This is a genomic window from Acidisphaera sp. L21 (assembly GCF_009765685.1).
In the GTDB taxonomy this organism is placed as follows: domain Bacteria; phylum Pseudomonadota; class Alphaproteobacteria; order Acetobacterales; family Acetobacteraceae; genus LMUY01.
This window is the reverse complement of record NZ_LMUY01000093.1, coordinates 128,364-130,019: the sequence shown is the minus strand read 5'-3', so window position 1 is coordinate 130,019 and position 1,656 is coordinate 128,364. Positions and strand designations below refer to the sequence as shown.

The 1,656-nt window shown below is 63.3% G+C and carries 1 pseudogene; it reads right to left on the bottom strand.

Annotated elements, in window-relative coordinates:
• Positions 1-448: 448 nt before the first annotated feature.
• Positions 449-1,582 (bottom strand): annotated as a pseudogene (locus tag GSQ76_RS19170) (IS5 family transposase).
• Positions 1,583-1,656 lie beyond the last annotated feature (74 nt).

Genomic DNA, 1,656 nt, shown 5'->3' with positions numbered 1-1,656 from the left:
CCTCGCAGCAACCGTCAGCTACTGGTTATGAGTCCGAACCCTAGTTCACTGCCATGCCGGTATTTCGCGCTCTACCGCCTCGATCGCACTGTTAATCGCCCAGGCCATGCCGCAACTCCCCTCGCCAGATGTTATTGCCACAGTTCACGATATTCGCGAGAGGGCCTGGCCGAACCAGCGTCTTATCGAACTGGGTGATACCCGGCTCCGGCGCGGCGGATCGCTGGTGAAGGGGCCCATGCGCTCTACAGTTTTCAGTTGGAGCATCGCTCAAATCTCGTCGAGTTCATTGGAAACGCCGGCCTTGGGCGCGAGGTTGCTGCAGGGCCAGCAGGCTGCTGGAAAAAAGGCTTCCTGATGGATATTGGAGCACTGCCTTGGTAAGGAAGTGTTCGAGGTCAACGATTACAGCCTGTGATTGCTCTGGATTTGGCGACCTTGCTGAGGTTCAGGCGGCGGGAGCCAACAGCTTGGGCAGACGGATCAAGTTGTATGCGGTGGTGGCGAGGTCGAAGCACCAAGCGACGCGGTCTCGACCGCGATGCTTTATCTGTCAGAACCCGGCTGATGACTTCACCCAGCCGAACACCTCCTCGATCCGTTTGCGGATGCGTTGGCTGACAGCGTAGCCGGAATGGCGTTCGGTGCGTCCATCCACGCCCGAACGTCGCACGACGCCGGTCTTGCTGAGCCGACGATCTGTAGCGATGTGCGGCGTCACCTGGCGCTGTCGCAGGGCCTGCACGAAGCCCGACACGTCGTAACCCTTGTCGGCCCCCAAAGTGATCCGTCGCCGCCGGGCCAGTCGGTCAACCAGCACCAGGGCGGCGTCCCGCTCGGCCGTGCCGGTGGCATGCGTCAGGCAACTCTGCGCCACCAGGCCGCTCCTGTTCTCCATCAGCACATGCCCGGCATAAGCCAGGATGCTGGCCTGCCCGTTGGACTTGCGAGCCAGTCGGGCGTCCGGGTCGGTGGTGCTGCGGTGCGTCTCGTTGCTGCGCTTCTGCCCGCGCCAGTTTTGCTCGGCATTGCGGCCCGGCGAAGGGCTAGCTGCGCCGCCGGGCGGTGTGGGTGGATCGCCGTTCTCGGTTTCCGGCTTGGGCTGGAACGACTTGTGGGATGCCCATGCCTGGATCAGCGTACCGTCGACCGAGAAATGCTCGTCCGACATCAGCGCCCGTATCCGCGGCTGCACCACCACGGCCGCCAGCAACCGCTGGGCCACGTCGCCGTCCAGCAACCGGTCGCGGTTCTTGCTGAACGTGGTCGCGTCCCAGAGCGGCGCGTCCATCGCCACGCCGACAAACCAGCGGAACAGCAGATTATAACCAATCTGCTCCATCAATTGCCGCTCGGATCGGACCGAGTAGAACGCCTGCAGCAATAGCGCCCGCAGCAGCTTCTCCGGCGCGATACCGGGCCGACCGACGCGCGCATAGAGCCGGTCGAACTCCGGCGAGAGCACCTCCAACGCCTCATCCACCACCGCTCGGATCAGCCGCAGCGGATGATCCGCAGGCACGCGCGCCTCACAACTCACGTAGCTGAACAACAACGCCGTCTGCTCGTCCGAACCGCGCATCAACCCGCTCCCCCCGTCAATTGGAGCGAATCACATCAGCCGTGCTCCCAGCCAGAGTTTTTCAGCAGCCCTAG